This is a genomic window from Streptomyces sp. NPDC048473 (assembly GCF_043200155.1).
Taxonomy (GTDB): domain Bacteria; phylum Actinomycetota; class Actinomycetes; order Streptomycetales; family Streptomycetaceae; genus Streptomyces.
The window spans coordinates 281,847-301,256 of record NZ_JBICXE010000005.1; the positions used below are offsets into that span (position 1 = coordinate 281,847).

Here is a 19,410-nt window from a genome sequence, read left to right on the forward strand (position 1 = left end):
CTCAGTCGAAGAGTGCGCTGACGTGGTCGTCCTCGTCCGGACCCCAGGTGAAGGCGGCACCGTGGGCGGACTCCGGCCTGCGATGGCGCAGGGCGAGGGGCAGAATCCGGCGGACGTGTGCCGGGTCGACCTGCTGGGCCCCGTCCCGTGCGGCCAGCGCACGGGCGGTCTTCGCCACCAGGAGGTCGCCGCGCTGCCCGACGGCGCCCATCCGCTCGGCCGCCTCGGCACAGAGCCTGCTCACGCTCTCGTCCAGCCGGACCTCCCCCAGCCGCTGTCTGGCCGCGAGCAGCGCGGACCGCAGTGCGTCGTTCTCGTCCTGCGCGGCGCGCAGCCATGCGGAGTCCTCGGTCTCCAGTTCCTCCTCGAAGGCGAGCACGGTCGTGATCATCCGATGGCGGTCGGCGAGGTCGAGCTCGGACGTCGTCACCATCAGTCCGAAACGGTCCAGGAGTTGGGCGCGCAGACTGCCCTCTTCGGGGTTCATGGTCCCGACGAGTCCGAAGGACAGGTGCTTGGCGGTGTCGATGCCCTCGCGCTGGATGGACAGCACACCGGTGGAGACGACGTCCAGAATGATGTTGACGAGATGGTCGTCCAGCAGGTTGACCTCGTCGATGTACAACAGCCCTTTTCTGTCCGCCTCTTCGAGCAGACCGGGCTGCGGCTTCGCCACGCCCTGCATCAGCGAGTCCAGCTCCCAGCCGCCGACGACCCGGTCGTCGGTCGCGTTGATCGGAAGCGTGACGGGCAGCTCGCCGCCGGACATCAGCGCGAAGGCACGGACGACGGTGGATTTGGCGGTGCCGCGCTGCCCGGTGATCAGCACGCCGCCGATTCTCGGGGAGATGAAATTGAGCTCCAGGGCCAGCTTGAGACCGTCCTGCCCGACGATGCGGCTGTACGGGAGAATGGGGACGGGCGCCGCCGGGACAGCCGGTGGCGGTGTCCCGCTCATGAGGACGTCACCGCGGTGGTGACCTGCTCCTCGTTGCCCGGCTGCCAGCGGAAGGTGACCTGGATCTGCGCCTGAGCACCGGCCTTCACCACGGCCGCCATTCCGGCCTCGAAGGTGATGCCGACCTGGAGCTCGATCTCGTCGGGCCGCATCCCCTCCCCCAGCTCGCCGAGCCTGCGCATCGCCTGGGAGGCGCAGCGTCGTGCGAGATCGAGACCGTCGCCGTACAGATCTCCGGCACTGTTCAGCACGCGCCGGCCGGCATCGGCGCCACCGCCCCTGGTCTCGTCACTGTTGTAGAAGCCATCGGCCGGTGCCCCGGTCGGTGCGAACGCCTGGGCGTCCACGACGACCGGAATCGGGCCGTCCTCCCCCGGTGCCGTGGACCCTACGATGACCGCCACCCCGTACCCCCTGGCTGCACCAACTGGCTTGCCACACAAGGATACTGACGCTCACTCAATTATCACGGCGCTTTCCGTGAACCGGATCAGATCATCTGCGGTTCGAAGTCCCAGTACGGACGGTTGCGGGAGCGCGCCGAGACCGTGTGGACGTGCTGGGCGCCCAGGGTCGCCACCAGGTCGTCCAACGCCTCCGTCTCGACCTTGTCCGCACGCTGCCGGTCCCGGATGCCGCGCAGGTCCGCGGCGTGCGCGATCCGGGCGGAAAGGGTCAGCGGATGGGTCCGGCCGAGGACCTCGATGGCCCTGGTGACGACCGAGTCCGTCAGTGCGGCGGCTGATTCGGGGTCGCCCACCAGGTTGCGCAGCGCCGAGGCGTTGATGGCGCAGCCCAGCGTCCAGGGGTGGTTCTCGCCCACGGCCTGCGCCATGTCGGCGAGCGCCTCCTCCAGGACGGTGTGCGCATGGTCCCGCTCCCCCACGTTGCGGAGGATCAGGGCATGGTTGGCCCGGGTTCCCGCCACGTAGGGGTGCCCCTCGCCGAGCATGTCCACATAGCCGCCGACGACCTTTTCGCTTATGTCCCTGGCGCGGTCGATGTCGGCGTGTTCCCGGGCGAAGCAGCTCTGGCTGGCCGCGAACATCATCGTCAGCGGATCGTTCTCGCCCAGCACGCGCTCGCCCCGTTCGAGAACCCGGGTGAACAGGTCCGCGGCCTTGGCTCGTTCTCCCGAGCGGTACTGGCAGAGCGCGAGGTTGTGCTCGGCACGCAGGGTCTGCGGGTTGTCGGGGTTCATGACCAGCCGGTGCACCCGGGCGCTCTGGGTCTGGAGCGACAGGGCATCGCCGTACCGGCCGAGCAGGCGCAGGTCGGTGGCGTAGTTGATCTCGGAGTAGAGCGTCCAGCTGTGGCGCGGGCGCAACAGCTGGCGCCGGGCCTCCAGGGTGCGCCGGTTGAGTTCGAGTGCCTCCTCGTACCGGCCCAGCAGGCGCATCGAAGTGCCCAGGTTGTTCTGCGCGCTGAGCGTGCGTGAGTCCTGGTCGCCCAGCAGTTCCCGGTAGGCGCCGAGGATCCACCCGGACATCTCCAGCGCCTCGTCGTAGCGGCCGAGGCCACGCAGGTCGGCGGCGAGGCCGCCGGCGGCCCGCAGGTGTTCCAGGTCCTGTGCGCCGCGTTCGGCGCGCAGATGGTCGACTGCGGCCCGTTCGATGGCTTCCGTACCGGCGTAGTCGCCGACGGCCCGCAGCAGGTTGGCGTAGTTGTAGCTGAGGTCCCAGACCCTGGGGTGGTCCTCGCCGAGCAGTTCCCGCCAGGCCTTCATGGCGCGTGCGCCCAGCTTGATGCCGGCCCGGTACTCCCCGGAGAGGTACATGTAGCGCAGGCAGTTGAGCACCAGGGACTGCACCGCCGGATCGGTGCTCCGGAGCACGTCGGCCCATTTCAGGTGCGGGGTGATCTCGGCGTAGGCGGGCCACAGACGGGTGTCGGTGGGACGGCCGGGGTCCGCGGCCGCGAGGGCCCGGCGGACCACGTCGATGAACTCCTGGCGGTCCCGTTCCGGCATGTCCTTGCCGACGATCTGGTGGACCATGCGGTGCATGTAGAGCGATTCGCCGGACGACGCCTCGTCGACGACCGATTCGTGGGACTCCAGGCGGACCACGGAGTACTGGCGGAGCTGGCCGATCGCCTTGTTCCACAGCAGCGGGTCGTTCATCAGACCGGAGAGCTGCTCCGGCAGTTCGCCCGGGGGCATTTCCTTCAGCAGCCGTACGGGGATGGAGCCGGGTGCGAAGAAGCTGCACAGGCGCAGCAGGTCGACCGACTCGGGGACGGTGTCCCTGAGCTTGTTCAGCAGTATCGACCAGGCCGTCTGGAAGGCGAGCGGGAAGTCGGCGGAGACCTTGACGACGTCCTGGTCGATGCCGCCTTCGAGGAGTTCGATGTACTCCTCGACCGACATGTCGGAGTCGTTGAGCCAGCCGGCGGTCTGGTCGAGGAGCAGCGGGAGGTCTTCGAGGGCGTCGGCGAGCTGGTCGGCCTCGGCCGGGGTCAGGCGCGGGGCGCGGCGGCGGATGAAGGCGACCGACTCCTCGCGGTCGTAGACCGGGACCTCGACGAGGTTGCTGTTGTGCTCGCTCCACTCCGGGTTGCGGGAGGTGATCAGGACATGTCCGGGGCCGGTCGGCACCAGGTCCCAGATGTGTTCGGGTTCGTCGGCGCCGTCGAGGACGAGGAGCCAGTGGGAGTGGGGTTCGCCGCGGCGCAGCGCGTCGCGCACCGCGCGCAGCCGTTCGCCGTACTCGGCGCCGGTGGACAGGCCCAGTTCAGGGGCGAGTTCGGCGAGCTTCTGGCGGTAGAGGGCGCGCCGGTCGGCAGGCACCCACCACACGACGTCGTACTCGGAGCCGAAGCGGTAGACGTACTCGGCGGCCAGCTGGGTCTTGCCGACGCCGGACATGCCGTGCAGCGTCACGACTCCGGCGCCGGGTCCGGCGTCCTGGAAGGCCTGATACGCCTTGCCGAGCAGCTCCTCGCGGCCGGTGAACCGGGTGTTGCGGCGCGGCACCCCGCCCCACACCTCGGGGGTGTCGGCCGGATAGCGGGGGCCCTGCCTGGCCTCGACGGAGTCGGGCAGCGGGTCGGTGGGCAGGCCCAGGCGGACGAGGAGCCGCCGTTCGGCCTCGTCGGCGCCGACGTTGGTGAGGTCGGCCGCGCCGAGGACCGAGGTGGCGCCGGGCAGCGCGGAGGTGGTGACACAGACGGCGGCGAAGCGGTCGGGGTCGGGGGCGACGACCTCGCGCAGGGCCCTGTTCCACTCGTCGTGGCTGCGGGGGCCGAGCTGGAAGTACCAGTCGCTGAGGATCACCAGGACGCTGCCGCGCGACAGCGTCAGATCCCGCAGCGACTCCTCCAGCGGGAGCTCCACCGGGGGATCCCAGCGCTGCTGGACGACCGTCACTCCACGGCGCTCCAGACGGTCCCCGATCCACGCCGCCCAGGCGCGGTTGAAACCGGCGAAACTGATGGTGACGGTCTGCGCCCCGGTTGCTCCAACTTGCTTACGCGTTCCGGGCATTCAACCGTCTCCCTGCCTCGATGCGAGCCTTGTCAACATACACCGGAGCATGGTCGCTCCGGCCGGTGTCGCGGGTGCCGCTCACTGCCTTCGCGAGCCGTTCCTCTGCTGCCATATCACCTTGGCGGTGGCCACGTACGCCTGCGCGCGCGCGAGATGACCCGTGGGGGGCGGACAATCGTCCAGACGGTGGTAGAGCGTGATCATCTCGTTGACCAGCACCCGGCCTTCGCGGGTCAGTGCCGCCGATCCGGCCAGCACGGGCAGTACGGCCCCGACCTGTTCGCGGCAGCGGGCGTGCTCGGCCCAGGCCAGGTCGCGGTGGGTGACGCGTTGCGCGCCGAGCGCGAACCGCTGCCAGTAGTCGGCCAGCGCGATGTGCGAGTAGGCGCCCTGCAGGAGGCCGTCGAAGGGCCGGGGGTCGGAGCGCCAGGGGGCGAAGTGGCGTGGTGCCGTGTCCTCGTGGTGCAGCGGTACGAGGGCTCCGAGCGCGGCCAGTTTGGTGTGCTGGAGTTCATGGACGAGGGTCGAGGCGAAGTAGGCGGGGGTGGCCGGCTTGCTGCTGAGGACGGCGCCGAACGCCTCGCGCCTGGTGCCGCTGCAGTGCGCCGCGCCCTCGCCGGTCGGCCCGGAGCCGGGCGGGTGGCCGAGCGGTATCAGGCAGCGCAGCAGCACGGCCGCTTCGGTGAGGCGGTGCTCGCCGCCGATGCGGAGCAGGGGCTCCACTCCGGACCAGGACTCGGTCCAGGCCTTGCGTTCGTGGTCGTCGATATGGGTGGCGGCACTCAGTCCGTGGCGCTGGAGTCCGCTGCCCTCGGTGCGGTACGGGTCGACGTCGTCCAGGGGTACGGGTCCGATGCCGGGCAGCACGGCGGGCAGGGCAAGCACGGGCAGCCAGCGCGGGTCGGCCGAGCCGGCCGAGCCGTCCCGTTGCGTATGTACGGTGAGGAGCGGCCCGCCGTCGGTTTCACGCACCGTCAGTTCACCCTCGGCAAAGGCGATGTCGACCGGGCCGGAGACCGCGCGGAGAGCGCCCAGGGTGGGCAGTGACAGGTGCCCGTCGTGTGCGGTGAGCCGGGTCGTGAACGCGACGCCTGCGCGGATCGCGGCCGTCGCGGCGAGGGCGCTCAAGTGGTCCAGGTCGGCCAGGAGTTCGGGGCCGGGGGCGGTGCCGGTGAGGCCGCGCAGGCAGCGCTGCGCCCAGGGCCCGGCGAGGGGGTGGAACAGGACGGTGCGCACGGCGGCCCGGTCGGCGCGTTCCGCCGTCTCCAGCAGCGCCCAGTCCTGGCGGACCCGGTCGAGCGCCCGGGGCGGGCAGACGGTCGTGGGGGCGGCCTCGGCTGCGTCGAGCAGGGCCCGCAGCAGGAGGAGTCGCCGGGTGTCCTGATCACGTACGAGGACGCGGAGGGTGTCGGCGTCGCCCTCGGTGCGGCCCAGTTGGCGCAGCATGTGGTCCGGGAGTGGGGGGCTCATCGGTGTTCTCCTGCGGTTGCGTCGGACAGCCGGGCCGCGACATGGCGTACCAGCCGTTCGAGGTCGGCGCAGTAGACGGACGGGTTGATGAAGCCGTTCTCTGCGCGGTAGCGGTGTGCGTAGTGGCCGCCGCCGCAGACGGTCAGCAGCGGGCAGGCGCGGCAGGTGGCGGCGAGCGCGTCGGCGCCTGCCTGGCGGGCGGCGACGCCGGGGTGGCGCAGGGCGTCGTCGAAGGTGTGGTGGAAGATGTCGAGCCCGGTGGCGGCGGCCGTGTCGTAGGCGGACTTGAGGGAGTCCACCTGCTCGATCGACCCGTCGGTCTCGACCACGATCGCGTTGACGGGGTCGAGACCGAGGGATTCGGTGGCGGCGGGCAGGCCCAGCAGCAGGGCGATGCACTCCTCGAAGAGCCGGACCCGGGTCTCCCTGCGCGCGGCCGGCCACCAGCGGTCGAAGACGGTGGTGAGCCAGTCGCCGTACGGGGTCGGGCGGCCCTGTCCGGGCACCGTGGGGGCCGTCCCCGCGTCGGGCAGGCCCGGCGGGGGGTTCGTCCAGTTGCCGTGCGGCAGCAGCAGGTCCAGGGCCGGGGGACGCAGGGCGAGCAGCGACTCGTACATCTCGATGGGGTCGGTGTCCGGGTCCACGACGGTGAGGATGCCCGCGTACGCGTCGGGGTGCCGGTCGGCGAGGAGCCGGGCGCCGCGCGAGGCGGCGGGCCAGGAGGGGCGTCCCGCGTGGTCGGTGCGCCGGGTGTTGTGGGCGGCCAGACCGCCGTCGAGGCTGATGCCGATCCGTATGGAGTGCCGGGCGAGGGTGGCGATGCGGGCGTCGGTGAGCAGGGTGGCGTTGGTCTGCACGGTGGTGTGGACGGTGCAGTCCGTGGGCGCCAGGTCGCGCACCCGGCCGGCGAGGGCGGCCAGCCGGTCGGCGCCCGCGAGGAGGGGCTCGCCGCCGTGCAGGACAAGGGCGACGTTACGCAGTCCGTGGGCCGCCGCGTGTTCGGCGATCCGCTCCGCGGTGCGGTCCAGGACGGCGGGTGCGGCGGCGGCCGGGCGGGCACGCCAGGTGTGGTCGGGGCCCTCGTAGAGATAGCAGTAGCGGCAGGCCAGATTGCACCGGCCGTGCACCTTGACGATGAACTGCCCGAAGGGGACAGGGAGTCGGCCGGTGGCGCCGGATTCCGAGCGCCCGGGTGTGTCCGGCGTCGCCTGTCGAGACACTCCGGCACCCCCGTGCTGCATGTCTGCCGGGACGGCCCCCGTTGCCGGCCCGAGGCGAGTATCCCTGGCCTGCCGTGCGGGCAAACCCGTCCCGGGCGACGATGTCCGGTTCAACCCGGCCCCGGACCGAAATCGTGCGGCCGAGGCGCCGTCCTGCGAAGCTGCGGCCCCGTCCCGCGGAGCTGCGGGGCAACCCGCCTCAGAAGGCGTTGTTGAATCCCCACAGCATCTCCCGCGGCTGCTCGGCCCGGCCGCGCAGATCCGCGACCACTGCGGAGAGCACCGGGTGGTCCAGTGTCCGCAGCGCCTCCAGATCGAGCCCCAGCAGATCCGGCAGCGCATCCGGCCCGCCGGACGACCCGCCGCCCGGCCCGCCGTTGCGTATCGACTCGCTCATCACGCCTCCCCGTACCGCGTACTGCCGCATCGGGCCTGCAATGACTCGCTCGCCGTTGAGCGCGTCCCGCCCGGCCCGTGTCCCTGACACACGTACATCTACTCGCGTTGCGATGGCGCCCGTACTGCCGGCTCCGGTACGAGTCGCACCGGTCACATCTGTACCGATGCCCCGCACATTCCGAGGTACGCCTTCTTGAGCATGCCATCGACCGGCGTCGGTCGTACGCCGGTCGTACACAGCGCGCATCACCCGGATCGCATCACACCGGCGTCGCACCGCCCGAACGCTCCGCTGCCCGGCACTCAGCGCTCCAGCTCCGCCAGCCGCTCGGCGGTCGACTCGCCCGCCGCGCCGCCGCCGTCCGGCAGTTTGCGCCATTCCTGGCGGGCCGCCCGGTACGCCTCGCGTGCGGCCCGGGGGCGTCCCGCCCTCTCGTATGTCATACCCCGCCAGTGGTTGGCTCTAGCACCCAACTCGACCGCCTGTTGGACCTGTTGTGGACTGTCCAGCTCCGCTTCCGCCGTGCCGGCCGCATCGGCCGCGTCCCGGAACGCCTCGGCCGCCTCGTCGAGCCGGGCCGGACGTTGCAGCACCCGGGAGGCATCGAGGTGGGACAGGCCCAGTTCCAGCCAGCAGCGCGCCGCGGTCAGCGGGTCGGTCGCCTCGTGGGCCGCGAGCCCGAAGAGATGCTCGGCCTCCCGCAGATCGACCCGGTCCTCGGTGGCCCGGTGCCGCAGCATCAGCGCCCGGCCCAGCATCAGCAGCCGCTCGGCCTGGCGCGCACTGCCCGCCGCCGTCTCCGTACGGCAGTCGCGCAGCACCCGTACCGCAGCGCCGATGTGCGCGCGGCCGTCCGGAAGTTGAGCGCGGCGCAGCAGGGTGCCGCCCCATTCGGCGAGCAGATCGGCGTGGGCCTGCGAGTCGCGCGGGACGCCGCGTGCGGCGCGGGCGAACCAGTCGGCCGCACCGACGAGTTCGTCCGGATTCCCGGTGTGTTCGTAGCGGGCGACACGGACTCGGCCGGCCCGGGTCCGGAGCAAGGCCAGCAGCCGCTGTTCCCGTACGGTCTCCAGGGCCTGCTCGATCAGGGTCGCGGCCTCGTCCGGTTCCTCGCCGGAGGCGAGCAGGGCGTCCACCAGGTCCAGCAGGATGCGCACCTCGGTGCCCATGGTGTGCCGGCCGCCGCCCTGTTCGAACGCCGTGCGCAAGGAGCGCGCCGCCTGACCGGCGTACACCCGGGACTGTTCGGTGTCGATGGTGGCCCCGGCCAGTTTCAGGAGGGTACGGCCGTGCGCCAGCGGCAGGGCGGCGGGCCGGTTCTCCTGGTCGGGCCAGACATCGGCGAACGCCTCCAGCATGCCGTACGCGGCCTGCAGCAGGGCGGTGTCGCCGTCGAGCCGCCATTGCGCCTCCAGGGCCCGGACCCGCTCCAGCGTGAGCCGGAGGGCCTCGGCGGGTTCCAGACCGGGGTCCGCGCAGGCGGCCGTGTACTCGCGGTCGGCGCGGCGCAGCAGTTCCAGTGCGCCGCGCCGGTCGCCGCGCCGCCGCCGGTCGTCGGCCGCGGCGTGCAGCACCTTGGCCAGTACGGCCCGTTCGCGTACCGCTCCGGGGTGTGCGGCGGCCCGTTCGGCGGCGTACTCGGCCTCACGGAGCAGCTCGGCGTCGCCCTGGACCTCCCACAGCCGCAGGACGCAGCGCGAGTACTCCGCCCACAGCTCGGGATCGGTGCCCGGCTGCTCCTCGCGCTCGGTGGCGCCCCGCAGCAGCTGCACGGCGTCGATCAGGTACTGCACCATGCTGTCCGATTCGAAGTGCCGCACGAGGACGCGGGCGCTCTCCACCGCCGCGTTCGGCGTCTGGACGGGGCTCCGGTAGCCGTCCCGGTCGGTCTGGACGACGAACTGCTCGGGCAGGGGCATGAAACGCTCCAGTACGCGGACCGCGACCTCGGCGAAGGGATGGGGGACGCGCGACCCGCCGCCTGCGTCGCCCTCCCCGTTCTCGTCACCCTCTTCGATCTCCCCGTCGGGTGCGCTGTTCTCCATGGTGTCCGTGGTGTGGGTGGCCCGCGCCGATCCGTACCTGCTCTCGCCGAGCTGGGCGAAGGCGAGGGCCGGGAAGTTCGGCCCGCCCTTTCCGAACCGCTGCTCGATGTACTGCGAGCAGTGCTTGAGTACGAGCAGCGCCTCGTCCCGGCCCAGCGGACCGAGCAGCGCTTCCCGGACGCCGGGCGCGAATTCGTACCACTGGCCGCCGCCCTCATCGCCGTCCTCGGCCTTGCTCCGTGACAGCAGTCCGCTCAGCAGCACCTCGGCGAGTTCGGACGGGCCGGAGTGGGGCAGCATCGTGCGCTGCACCAGCTGCATCACCGGCAGATACAGCGGGGCCGCCGCGAGGTAGACGGCCAGCTGCCCGGCGACCGGGGAGGCCGCGGAACGGAAGCGGCTGACCAGTTGGAGCGAGGACAGCCCGTCACCGGGGCGCTGTGCGGCCGCCGCGGGCTGATCGGCCCGCACCCAGCCGACGGCTCCGGAGATCTGCCCAGCGCCGGTGCCGGAGAGCAGCCTCGCCCAGGCCGCCAACGCGCCTTCCACCGGCGGGAGCACGGGAATCGCGAGGGCGCCCGGGTGCACGGCGGGCCCCGTTCCGGCGTGCTCCGTGACCTTCAGTGCGGCGGCTCCGCCTGGCCCGTCGCCGCGGGACAGCGAACCATAGGTGACCGGCAGCCTGGTCCGGTTCCACATCCGCTGCGGCAGGGGCTGGAGCACGGCGGTCGGGGCCTGTCCGGCCAGTTGGTGCAGCAGCCGGTGGGCCCGGCCGCTGTGCCACAGCGGACCGGCGCAGTCGCTGACCAGGACGGTGACACGGCGGCCGGTCGGATCGCTCAGCCGGTCGGCGGAGTTCAGCGGTGCGGCGGCCGGGTCGGGGCTGCGGCTCACCGCGGCCGCACCGTCGGGCCCCTGGTGCAGATAGCGCACCTGGACGTCCCGGAAGGCTCCCAACTGGCCGAAGATCTGCTGGAGTTCGCCGAACATCCGATCCCACACCAGCATCGAGGACGAGGCGTCCATGACGCACTGCAGCAGCGCCTCGCCCCGGGACACACCACGGAACACCGGCATGATCACCCCGCCGGCCCGGGCGCTGAGCTCCGCGGTCGCCGTCTCGTCGAGGGTGCGGCGCAGCGGGGGCGCGGCCGGGCGGTAGCGCTGCAACGGGCGTAGGGCTCGCTGGAGTTCGAGCGGCGCGGGGAGGGCCGGGGCGGCGGGTACGCCGAGGGTGAGTGCTCTCGCCCGGCCACCCCGGGCGGCGCTCCGCCCGCGCCCGGCCGGGCGCGGGCCGCCGGGTGGCGCGGTGCGGGGTACGGGGTAGAGGGCGATCCGCCGGTCGGCGTCGCCGAGGTCCTGCTGCTCCGCGAGCTCGCCGTCGTCCGGTGCGGGGTCCGGGGCTTCGTCGCGTCCGGTCACCGGCGGGGTGGGGTGTCCTGTCGGCCGGCCCTCCTGGGCCGGGCCGACGGGCAGGGGCGGCCCGGTCGCGTCGCCCTCGTCGTCCGGGGCGTCGGGGTGGCGGGTCCAGCGGGCCAGCCAGAGGGCGTCGCAGAGCTGCTCGGCGTCGGGGTCGAGCCCGGCCTCGCGTAACCGGGCGACGAATGCGGGCAGCAGACCTCCGCCGTACGGCTCGGAGTCCGGCTGTGGCTCACGGCCGGGCTCCGGCACCGAGTCCGGTTCCGGCTCAGAGTCCGGTTCCGGCTCCGACATCGGCCCGCCGGCTTCGGGCCGAGTGTCGACGACCTTGTCGTCCTCGTCCGAGGCAGGGATGCCGTGAGCCTCCGCGGCCTCCCCCGACACATGGGCGTCGTAAGGCTCCACGACGTCACCCGGACCGCCGTCGAGGCCGCGTCCCTCATCCGGTCCGTGCCGCGCCTTGCCGTCGGCCATCAGCGCATCACCTCGGCCGGTCGAGTCGCTGGATGAGCAGGTCGGCGAGGCGGTCGCGACCGGCCGGGGCGGCGGCGTCGGTGAGATAGATCGCGTTCAACAGCTGGTCGGTGGCGAGGAGTTCACTGCGGGAGCGTTCCAGGAAGTGGGCGATGAGGTCGTCCCCGGAGCGCGCCGCCTCGTCGCCGAGGTGGGCGCGTACGAAGGTCGCGAGCCGCTGGTGGTCGGGACGTCCGAGCTCCAGGTGGATGCAGCGGCGCATCAGGGGCGCCGGAAAGTCCCGCTCGCCGTTGCTGGTGAGCACCACGAAGGGGAAGGACCGGCACTGCACCCGGCCGCCCCTCACCTTCACCTTGTTGCCGTCGTCGTCGAGGACCTCCGCCTCGCCGTCGGGCAGCCGGTCGGCGATCCGCTCCAGCTCGGGGATGCCGAACTCGCCCTCCTCCAGCACGTTGAGCAGGTCGTTCGGCAGATCGATGTCGCTCTTGTCGAGCTCGTCGATGAGCAGTACGCGCGGCCGGTCCGAGGGCAGCAGCGCGGTGCCGAGCGGTCCGAGCCGGATATAGCTGCCGACACTCTCCGCCGATTCGGCGCCGGCCGCCCCGGACGCGGCGCTGTGCGCGGCGATCTGTACGTCCTGGAGCCGGGCGATCGCGTCGTAGTGGTAGAGGCCGTCCTGGAGCTCCGAGCGGCTGACGATGGGCCAGCGCAGGACCCGGCCGAGCCCGAGCTCATGGGCAACGGAGTGGGCCAGCGTGCTCTTTCCGGCGCCGGGGCTGCCGGTGACCAGCAGCGGACGCCGCAGATAGAGCGCGGCATTGATCATTTCGAGCTCTTCGGCGCCCGGCCGGTGGAGTTCGGCGATGTGCCGGTAGCCGCCGAGGCGGCGGTCGGCGGATCCGTCCCCGTCCTGCTCGTCGGGGGCCGGGGCGCCGCGGCCCGCGAAGTCCCGCCAGGGCGGCGGGGGCGGCAGCTGCTCGATGCCTTCGTGCGGTTCTCCGGCCCCTCGGTAGATGAGCCACTCGCTGGGTTCACTCATAGCGTGTTCCTCGTCGTCACTCGTCCGCCAGGGGCAGCAGTCGAACGTGCATCACGGTAGCGATCCGGCGTACACCCCGTAAGGGGCCGGCCGGCCCGGTCGTTCACGGCGCCTCCAGGAACTGCCCGGAGCCGGGCAGCGGATGGTGCGGATCGTCGTAGAACAGGGCGACACCGTCCGACCAGTACGTCTCCGCACGGCCCGTATGCACCCCCTGCCTCAACTCATGGACTTTTTTGGGGAGTTGAACGGCAATGCGGGCCTCGGCGACCGTATCGGCGGCGCGCCGGTGGAATTCCGTGCAGACCGCGGCCGGCTCGGCGGCCCGGCGCCGCCACAGGGCCACCCCGAAACCCCCGTCGAGCACCCGCCCGAGACCGGCCGCGCTCTCCGGGTGGACCCGGTCGCCGTAACGGCAGAGCACCGGGACTGTCTCGTAGGCCAGTTGGCGCAGGTCCCCGACCACGGGTACGGGTACCCGCATTCCGTCCTCGCAGTCGACGACGGCGGCCCGCATCGCGGCGGCCATGGTCCGGTTCCAGCGCGCCTCGCGCTCGTCGATCCCGTCATCGGCCAGGAGCGGACGGTGGTCCAGGCGGCGGATGACCACGGGGCGCAGCACTCCGAGCGGCCGCCCGTCGGGCGGCACCTGCCATCCGTCGACCTCCAGGTCCATGAGGGCCTGGGGTACGGCGACCTGGAGCACGGCGGGGTCGTCGGGTTCGTCGCACCGCCGGAACGCCTCCGCCAGCGGCCCCGCCAGCCGGGCCGGGAGGGCGTCCGGTGCGGTGCCCCGGCTGTCCTCGGCGACGGGCAGGACGTCCCCGGTGTTCTGCGCGACGCCGATCCACCAGTCGTAGCGGTCCCGTTCCCAGCCGCGCGGCTCCAGAGCCAGCAGGACGAACGGGGCGCTGCGTGTCCTGGTGGGTTCGAGCGTCGGCGTCGGGGTCCGCAGGTGTTCGAGGCCCGGGGCGTGCCGGCCGTTGTGCCGGAGCCCGGCGAGTTCATGCCGGAACTTGCGGGAGAGCCGGTCCTCGGCGATCCGCTTCACCCATTCCCACAGCGATGCCTCGGCGGGCCGGGTGGACGGCAGGACGTAGGGGCGTTCGGCGGAGATGGCGCTCATGCAGTAGCGCAGGATCAGTTCCAGTGCGCCGTCGCCGCCGGGGGCGTCGTACAGCGTCCCCAGTCCGTCGCGCCAGCCGCGCGGTGCCGCGTGGTGCTCGGTCGGGTGGGTGTCCGGCAGCCGGTCCAGGAGGTCGAGGAGGCTGCGGGTGCTGAGCGGGGGCGGGAGTTCGGCGAGCCGTCCGAGCAGGTCGACGCGTTGCTGGGGGCTGAGGGCGAGCCCCGATCCCGCACCCAGTTCCCGCTGGAGATCGGCCCAGGTCCGCTCGGTGCCGACCGGGCTGGTGTGCCGGTCGGCGTGGTAGCGGTCGTGGGCGTGGAAAACGGCCTGGTAGGGGTCGTCGGACTCGGCGGCGACCGTCCCGGGCGGCACGGGGAGCGTACGCAGCCGCTCGACGCCGATCGAGGTCCCGCCGGTCGTGCCGTCGGAGCGCGACTTGAGTACGCCGACGACCTCGCCGCGGGCCAGGTCCACCACAGGTCCGCCGGACAGGCCCGGGTACATCCGGTCGCCGTCGAGCCGCATCTGTTCGTCGTCCTCGGCCCAGTCGCCGAAGGTGCCCATCACCTGGCAGCGCCCGCTGAACCGGGTCAGCTGCCCCGACCCGCCGTCGGTCCAGCCCGTGTAGAGGACCGAGCCGCCGCCGAACATGCCCGCCGGGCGCTCGGTGACGTACACGCAGGGGTGCTCGACGGGCCGGAGCAGCCGGATGAGCGCGAGGTCGGGGGCGGGCCAGCCGCCCGAAGGCGTCGGAACCCGCGCGCCGCCGGGCCCGGCCGGGCCGTGACGGCTCTCGGGCAGGGCGGCGACCACGGTGCCCTCGACCGCGGTCTCGGCACTGCCCGGGTCCGGCTTGAAGACCACGTTCACGTGACGCCCCTCCCCCTCCATCGCCACGTGCGCGCACGTGAGGACCCAGCTCGGGGCGATGAAGAAGCCGCTCCCCAGAAAGCCGCTGTCGGATCCGTCAGGGGCATACCCGGGCTCCGGGCGATGGATGCGTACGGTCGCCGCCATCACGAGGCCCGCCAGCGCACGGTACGTACTCTCCGAGCCGCCCCCTGCGCCCCTGCCGGGTGGCTGGGTCATGACCGGCTTCCGGCGTCCGGCCCGGCCCCGTCCGGATGCGCCGGTGCGCCGGTGGATGCCCCGGCGTCCGGATTCCTCCCGGATGCGCCCGGGGCCGCCGCCGGCGGTGCTGTGGGCACGGGCGGGTGCCCGGGCAGCGAGGAGGGCGGGGAAGGCAGGGGCGGGGCGGGGTGCGGGGGTGCTTGTGGTGCGGGCTGCCCCGCATGGGGCGCGGCCGCCTGTGGCGGCGTCTGCCCCGCGTGGGGCGCCCCCGTCTGCGCCGGGATCGTCGGATCGGCGGGCGGACCGCCACCGCTCCACGTCAGCGTGACCTTGATGCCGCCCTTGGCCTCGCCGTCCGCGAGGAGGCCGACGACCTTGCCCGCCTTCGCGGTGAGCTCGATGCCGAATTCGACACTGACCTCGTCGGGCCGCACCGCCCGCAGCGGCTCGGCGAGCGAACGCGCGACGCTGGTCACGACCGCCTGGAGGCTCTCGACCCGGGCCTGCACCTGCTCGGCGAAGTCCCCGTAGCCGATGTCCGTGAACGCCGGACCCCGGGCGGGCTTCGCCAGTTCCTCCGCCCCGGAGATCCGCGCCCAGACCGGTGTGCCGTCCGGCATCTCGATGCGCGTGATACGGGCCCCGCTGTCACCCATGAAACCCCCCGTTCCCCCAACTACCCGCAGGCTAACGGCAGTACGCTGCCGATGCGAGACACATGGACCATGACGCCGGGGTACTGCGGGCCGGTTCTCGGCGGGCTCGCGCGGCCGCCGCGGACCGCGCCCGGGGACGTACTCCCGGCCTCCGAGGAGCTGCCACCAGGCATTACGCTTGCCGCATGTACTTCACCGACCGCGGTATCGAGGAGCTGGAGAAGCGGCGAGGCGAGGAAGAGATCACTTTCGAGTGGCTCGCCGAGCAGCTGCGTACGTTCGTCGATCTCAATCCCGATTTCGAGGTGCCGGTCGAGCGCCTCGCCACCTGGCTGGCCCGCCTCGACGACGAGGACGAGGACGAGTAGTCGGAGCGGCCCGGCGTCTCCGACGCCCCCGGCCCCCTCGGCCCTGAACCGGTCGTGGGCGAGGCCGAGCGCTCCGTGCGTCATCAGCAGCGCCCCCCGCGAAGACCCAGCCGCCACTGCGGCGCCCGATCCCCCGGAGGGCGAGCGGCAGCCCGGGCGCCGCCCAGTACGCGGGCCCTGGGGCCGTGCGTCCAGGGGCCGAGGCGGCTGTTCTCGACCGCGTCGAGTTCGGCCTTCACCGCCTCGCGCCGGCCGGTCCAGGTGATCGGTTCCGCTTCGGGCCGGCCGTCGGCCGCCGCGTACAGCCGGTCGCCGGGCGTGTCCGGGTCCGGACCGGACGGGAGGGCCGGGCCGATGCGGCCGAGGACGGCGAGCAGCCCGCGCAGCCGGATGCGGGCATCGGCGTCCGGGTCCGGGCGGGTCAGCCCTTCGAGCGCCTGGACATCCAGTACGGGGTCGAGGCCCAGCCGTTCGGCGAACGTACGCATGGCCTCGTCCTCACCGACCGGCGTGCCGTCCGCGAGCCAGACGCGGCCGACCGGCCGGCGGAATCCGGACGCGCGCGTGTGGCCGACCCGGTCGCCGTCCCACCACAGGGCGAGGACGGGCCGGGCCGAGCCGACCGCGAGTGCGGTGGCCCAGCCGGCCACGACCCGGTCGACCGGCTCCGCGCCCGCGCTCCCGCCACCGTCCTGCCAGGGCTTTCCCTCGGGCACGAGGACGGACCACCCGTCTCCGGCGGGCGCGAGCAGCATCCGCTCGCGCAGCAGATGGGCCACCTGCCGTACGGCCTCGGGTTCGGCACGGCACAGCAGCAGCGCCCCCACGGGGGATGTCGCGTTCATACCCCACACGTAGGGCAATTTGCCCATATTTGGCGCCCTTTGATGGACCACCGGCATCGCAACGTCCGTCACTTTCCCTTGACTTCCCCGATCCGCGATATATCGTGTTCTGCAAGAGACGCGATATGTTGCGTCATTCCGCGCTCCCCGGGAGGTCAGATCCATGCCTGTGTCGACATGGACCATCGCCGAGCCCCAGAAGCTGACCTTCGACGGCCCCGTGACGTCGCTCAATGTGCGCATCGTGGGCGGCACCGTCAATGTCGTCGGCACCGAGGAGCCGACCGCCCGGCTGGAGATCTCCGCGATCGATGGCCCGCCCCTGATCGTGACCCAGGAGGGCGGCACCCTGACGGTCGCGTACGAGGGCCTGCCGTGGAACGGCTTCCTCAAGTGGTTCGACCTCAAGGGCTGGCACCGCAGCGCGGTCGTCTCGCTCACCGTGCCGGCCGGGTCTGCCGTGGAGGTGGGCGTGGTCGGCGCCGGAGCCGTCGTATCCGGAATCCGCGGACGTACGGACGTACGGGGCGTCAGCGGCGACACCACGCTCGTCGGGCTCGCAGGTCCGGTCAGGGCCGAGACGGTCTCCGGCAGCGTGGAGGCCCAGTCGGTCACCGGCGAGCTGCGCTTCCAGACGGTCTCGGGCGATCTGACGGTCGTCGAGGGCGCCGGGGCGCCGGTCCGGGCGGACTCGGTCAGCGGCAACATGGTCCTGGACCTGGACCCGACCGGGAAGCCCACGGACATCCAGCTGGCCACGGTCTCCGGCGAGGTCGCCATCCGGCTGCCGCACCCGGCGGACGCGACGGTCGAGGCGAACACCGCGAGCGGCGCCGTCTCCAACGGCTTCGAGGATCTGCGGGTCAGTGGCCATTGGGGCGCGAAGAAGATCACCGGCACGCTCGGCGCCGGGACCGGGAAGCTGAGGGCGACGACCGTCTCGGGATCGATCGCCCTGCTGCGCCGCCCACCGGCCGAGGACGATCCGCACGATGCCGAGCCGACCGGAAAGGTGCTCTGACATGCCCCCCGTATTCGCCCACGGCCGCCTCCGCCTCTACCTGCTGAAGCTGCTCGACGAGGCCCCTCGCCACGGCTACGAGGTGATCCGGCTCCTGGAGGAGCGCTTCCAGGGGCTGTACGCACCCTCGGCGGGCACGGTCTATCCGCGCCTCGCCAAGCTGGAGGCCGAGGGCCTCGTCACCCATACCACCGAGGGCGGCCGCAAGGTCTACTCGATCACCGACGCGGGCCGCGCCGAACTGGCCGGCCGCACGGGCGAACTAGCCGATCTGGAACTGGAGATCAGGGACTCCGTCTCCGAACTGGCCGCCGAGATCCGGGACGACGTACGCGGTGCCGCCGGCAAGCTGCGCAGCGAGATGCGGGCCGCGGCACACGAGACCAGGCACACCTCCGCCGGCGCCACCGGCCGCAAGGGCGAATGGGAGTCCGCCTTCGGCGACCTCGGCGACTTCGGCGACAAGGAGGCGTGGCGCGCCGCGAAGGAGGAGCTGCGCAAGGCCAAGCAGGAGTGGAAGGAGCAGGCCCGCCGGGCGAAGGACGAGTCCCGCCGCGCCCGCGAGGACGCCCAGCAGGCCCGCCGCCAGGCCAAGGAGGCCCAGGACAGGGCACGCGAGCAGATGCAGAACGCCGCCCGCCAGGTCCAGGAGCACTTCGCGCGGGGCGACTGGCCCTCGGGCGTACGGGAGGGGCTGGCCGAGATCACCAGCCAGCTGGGCAGCTTCGCGAGGACGGGCAGCTGGCCCCCGTACATCAAGCCGGAACCCGCCGACGCCGACCCGGAATGGGGCAAGGACACCGCCGGCACCGGCGACCCGGCCCGCGATCTGGACCGCCTGCTCGACCGCTTCCGCGACGACATCCGCGACGCGGCCCGGGACCGGGGCGTCACGCAGGAGCAGCTGACGGAGGCGCGCCGCCATCTGTCGACGGCGGCGGCCCACATCGGGGCGCTGCTGCGGAAGGACGGCGCGGGGAGCTGACGCGGGACCGGGGACGGGGGCCCTCAGGTGCCGGACGGGCTGAAATCACCCCCGTCCCCGTCCCCATACAACGCACGGTTCACCGCCTCGTGCGTCGCGCCATGTGCGGCGAGTACGTCGGCGACCACGCCGGGGCAGGCGGTGAGCGCCAGGAAGAGGTGCTCGTCGCCGATGAAACGGTCTCCGCGCCCCACCGCGATGCGCAGCGTCTTCGTCAGGACGTCCTTCGAGCCTCGGGTGAACGGGCGACGCCCCGCCCCGCGCCGCCGGGCCCTGTCCAGCGCGCCCTCCCCATGGGCCTCCTCGACGCGGGCGACGATCTCGGTGACATCGATGCCGATACCGGCGAGTGCGTCCGTATCGGCCTGGGTCAGCCCGCCACGGCGGCGCGCGGTGACCAGATCGGCCTCGACCGCCGCGCGGCGGTCGGCGAGGCCCAGCGAGGTGATGGCGAAGGAGGCCCGGCCGCTCCGCCGGTCCAGCAGGGCGAGCAGCAGATGTTCCTCGGTGACCGATTCGGCGTCGGTCCGTTCGGCGTGGGTCACGGCGCCGGTCACGGTCGCCCGGGCGCTCTTGGTGAATCGTTCGAACATCAATGCCTCCCGTACTTCTTGTGCACGGCCTGCCGGCTGACGCCCAGTTCGGCCGCGATCTCCTGCCACGACCAGCCCTTCACGCGGGCGCTTCTGACTTGCACGGCTTCGAGTTGCTCCAGCAGCCGTCGCAGTGCGGCGACCGCCCGCAGCCCCACCCGGGGGTCGTGGTCACCGGCACGCGCGGCGAGATCCGTTGCTTCGGTCATGATGTCAACTTACGTTGACACGGA

15 protein-coding genes and 1 pseudogene are annotated in these 19,410 nt (G+C 72.6%); 3 read left to right on the top strand and 13 right to left on the bottom strand.

The window, feature by feature from the left end:
- Window position 1: 1 nt before the first annotated feature.
- The 10 genes from ACGFU7_RS11725 to ACGFU7_RS11770 form a co-directional block, all read right to left on the bottom strand.
- Entirely contained in the window at window positions 2-958 is a 957-nt protein-coding gene (locus tag ACGFU7_RS11725) for an ATP-binding protein (protein ID WP_393694652.1), read from the bottom strand.
- Window positions 955-1,362, bottom strand: coding sequence for a CU044_2847 family protein (locus tag ACGFU7_RS11730; protein WP_393694654.1), 408 nt, complete (start codon window positions 1,360-1,362; stop codon window positions 955-957). The genes ACGFU7_RS11725 and ACGFU7_RS11730 overlap by 4 nt, the downstream gene beginning before the upstream one ends.
- A gap of 86 nt (window positions 1,363-1,448) precedes the next feature.
- A complete protein-coding gene (fxsT, locus tag ACGFU7_RS11735) occupies window positions 1,449-4,442 on the bottom strand; it encodes an FxSxx-COOH system tetratricopeptide repeat protein (RefSeq protein WP_393694656.1) in 2,994 nt (997 codons plus the stop codon).
- Between the two features lie 81 nt (window positions 4,443-4,523).
- On the bottom strand, window positions 4,524-5,915 hold the full coding sequence (locus ACGFU7_RS11740; RefSeq protein WP_393694658.1) for an aKG-HExxH-type peptide beta-hydroxylase: 1,392 nt from the start codon (window positions 5,913-5,915) through the stop codon (window positions 4,524-4,526).
- A complete protein-coding gene (locus ACGFU7_RS11745) occupies window positions 5,912-7,156 on the bottom strand; it encodes an FxsB family cyclophane-forming radical SAM/SPASM peptide maturase (RefSeq protein WP_393694660.1) in 1,245 nt (414 codons plus the stop codon). Before ACGFU7_RS11745 ends, ACGFU7_RS11740 begins: the two co-directional genes overlap by 4 nt.
- 178 nt (window positions 7,157-7,334) lie before the next feature.
- Window positions 7,335-7,532 carry an FxSxx-COOH cyclophane-containing RiPP peptide gene (fxsA, locus tag ACGFU7_RS11750; protein ID WP_393694662.1) on the bottom strand — a complete coding sequence of 66 codons (198 nt, stop codon included), beginning with the start codon at window positions 7,530-7,532 and terminating at the stop codon, window positions 7,335-7,337.
- 305 nt (window positions 7,533-7,837) lie between these two features.
- Window positions 7,838-11,473, bottom strand: a complete 3,636-nt coding sequence (locus tag ACGFU7_RS11755) for an SAV_2336 N-terminal domain-related protein (RefSeq protein WP_393694664.1) — start codon at window positions 11,471-11,473, stop codon at window positions 7,838-7,840.
- Between the two features lie 7 nt (window positions 11,474-11,480).
- Window positions 11,481-12,512, bottom strand: coding sequence for an AAA family ATPase (locus ACGFU7_RS11760; RefSeq protein WP_393694666.1), 1,032 nt, complete (start codon window positions 12,510-12,512; stop codon window positions 11,481-11,483).
- A gap of 103 nt (window positions 12,513-12,615) precedes the next feature.
- Window positions 12,616-14,727: a trypsin-like peptidase domain-containing protein gene (locus ACGFU7_RS11765; protein ID WP_393694668.1), complete on the bottom strand. Its 2,112-nt coding sequence runs from the start codon at window positions 14,725-14,727 to the stop codon at window positions 12,616-12,618.
- The gene (locus ACGFU7_RS11770; protein WP_393694670.1) at window positions 14,724-15,365 is read right to left on the bottom strand and encodes a CU044_2847 family protein; all 642 of its coding nucleotides are present in this window, start codon (window positions 15,363-15,365) and stop codon (window positions 14,724-14,726) included. The genes ACGFU7_RS11765 and ACGFU7_RS11770 overlap by 4 nt, the downstream gene beginning before the upstream one ends.
- A gap of 185 nt (window positions 15,366-15,550) precedes the next feature.
- Here ACGFU7_RS11770 and ACGFU7_RS11775 point away from each other — a divergent pair, with 185 nt between their 5' ends.
- Window positions 15,551-15,733 (top strand): DUF6104 family protein, encoded by a 183-nt coding sequence (locus tag ACGFU7_RS11775; RefSeq protein WP_014176503.1) that lies wholly within the window; start codon window positions 15,551-15,553, stop codon window positions 15,731-15,733.
- 36 nt (window positions 15,734-15,769) lie between these two features.
- Here the strand turns inward: ACGFU7_RS11775 and ACGFU7_RS11780 are convergent.
- Window positions 15,770-16,578, bottom strand: a pseudogene (locus ACGFU7_RS11780) (hypothetical protein); the annotation flags it as partial.
- 163 nt (window positions 16,579-16,741) lie between these two features.
- Here ACGFU7_RS11780 and ACGFU7_RS11785 point away from each other — a divergent pair.
- Both ACGFU7_RS11785 and ACGFU7_RS11790 read left to right on the top strand, forming a co-directional pair.
- Window positions 16,742-17,599, top strand: coding sequence for a DUF4097 domain-containing protein (locus tag ACGFU7_RS11785; protein WP_393694672.1), 858 nt, complete (start codon window positions 16,742-16,744; stop codon window positions 17,597-17,599).
- 1 nt (window position 17,600) lies between these two features.
- Complete coding sequence (locus ACGFU7_RS11790) at window positions 17,601-18,584, top strand: helix-turn-helix transcriptional regulator (protein ID WP_393694674.1); 984 nt, start codon at window positions 17,601-17,603, stop codon at window positions 18,582-18,584.
- A 23-nt stretch (window positions 18,585-18,607) separates the two neighbouring features.
- Here ACGFU7_RS11790 and ACGFU7_RS11795 read toward each other — a convergent pair whose 3' ends face one another.
- A complete protein-coding gene (locus ACGFU7_RS11795; RefSeq protein WP_393694676.1) occupies window positions 18,608-19,177 on the bottom strand; it encodes a Clp protease N-terminal domain-containing protein in 570 nt (189 codons plus the stop codon).
- A complete protein-coding gene (locus ACGFU7_RS11800) occupies window positions 19,177-19,386 on the bottom strand; it encodes a sigma factor-like helix-turn-helix DNA-binding protein (RefSeq protein WP_093899545.1) in 210 nt (69 codons plus the stop codon). The genes ACGFU7_RS11795 and ACGFU7_RS11800 overlap by 1 nt, the downstream gene beginning before the upstream one ends.
- Between the last annotated feature and the right edge of the window lie 24 nt (window positions 19,387-19,410).

Coding starts and splice junctions, on each gene's coding strand:
- ACGFU7_RS11800 (WP_093899545.1), bottom strand. CDS start 19,386: ATGACCGAAGCAACGGATCTCGCCGCGCGTGCCGGTGACCACGACCCC.
- fxsA (WP_393694662.1), bottom strand. CDS start 7,532: ATGAGCGAGTCGATACGCAACGGCGGGCCGGGCGGCGGGTCGTCCGGC.
- ACGFU7_RS11740 (WP_393694658.1), bottom strand. CDS start 5,915: ATGAGCCCCCCACTCCCGGACCACATGCTGCGCCAACTGGGCCGCACC.
- ACGFU7_RS11795 (WP_393694676.1), bottom strand. CDS start 19,177: ATGTTCGAACGATTCACCAAGAGCGCCCGGGCGACCGTGACCGGCGCC.
- ACGFU7_RS11785 (WP_393694672.1), top strand. CDS start 16,742: ATGCCTGTGTCGACATGGACCATCGCCGAGCCCCAGAAGCTGACCTTC.
- ACGFU7_RS11725 (WP_393694652.1), bottom strand. CDS start 958: ATGAGCGGGACACCGCCACCGGCTGTCCCGGCGGCGCCCGTCCCCATT.
- ACGFU7_RS11775 (WP_014176503.1), top strand. CDS start 15,551: ATGTACTTCACCGACCGCGGTATCGAGGAGCTGGAGAAGCGGCGAGGC.
- ACGFU7_RS11760 (WP_393694666.1), bottom strand. CDS start 12,512: ATGAGTGAACCCAGCGAGTGGCTCATCTACCGAGGGGCCGGAGAACCG.
- ACGFU7_RS11755 (WP_393694664.1), bottom strand. CDS start 11,473: ATGGCCGACGGCAAGGCGCGGCACGGACCGGATGAGGGACGCGGCCTC.
- ACGFU7_RS11770 (WP_393694670.1), bottom strand. CDS start 15,365: ATGGGTGACAGCGGGGCCCGTATCACGCGCATCGAGATGCCGGACGGC.
- ACGFU7_RS11745 (WP_393694660.1), bottom strand. CDS start 7,156: ATGCAGCACGGGGGTGCCGGAGTGTCTCGACAGGCGACGCCGGACACA.
- ACGFU7_RS11765 (WP_393694668.1), bottom strand. CDS start 14,727: ATGACCCAGCCACCCGGCAGGGGCGCAGGGGGCGGCTCGGAGAGTACG.
- fxsT (WP_393694656.1), bottom strand. CDS start 4,442: ATGCCCGGAACGCGTAAGCAAGTTGGAGCAACCGGGGCGCAGACCGTC.
- ACGFU7_RS11790 (WP_393694674.1), top strand. CDS start 17,601: ATGCCCCCCGTATTCGCCCACGGCCGCCTCCGCCTCTACCTGCTGAAG.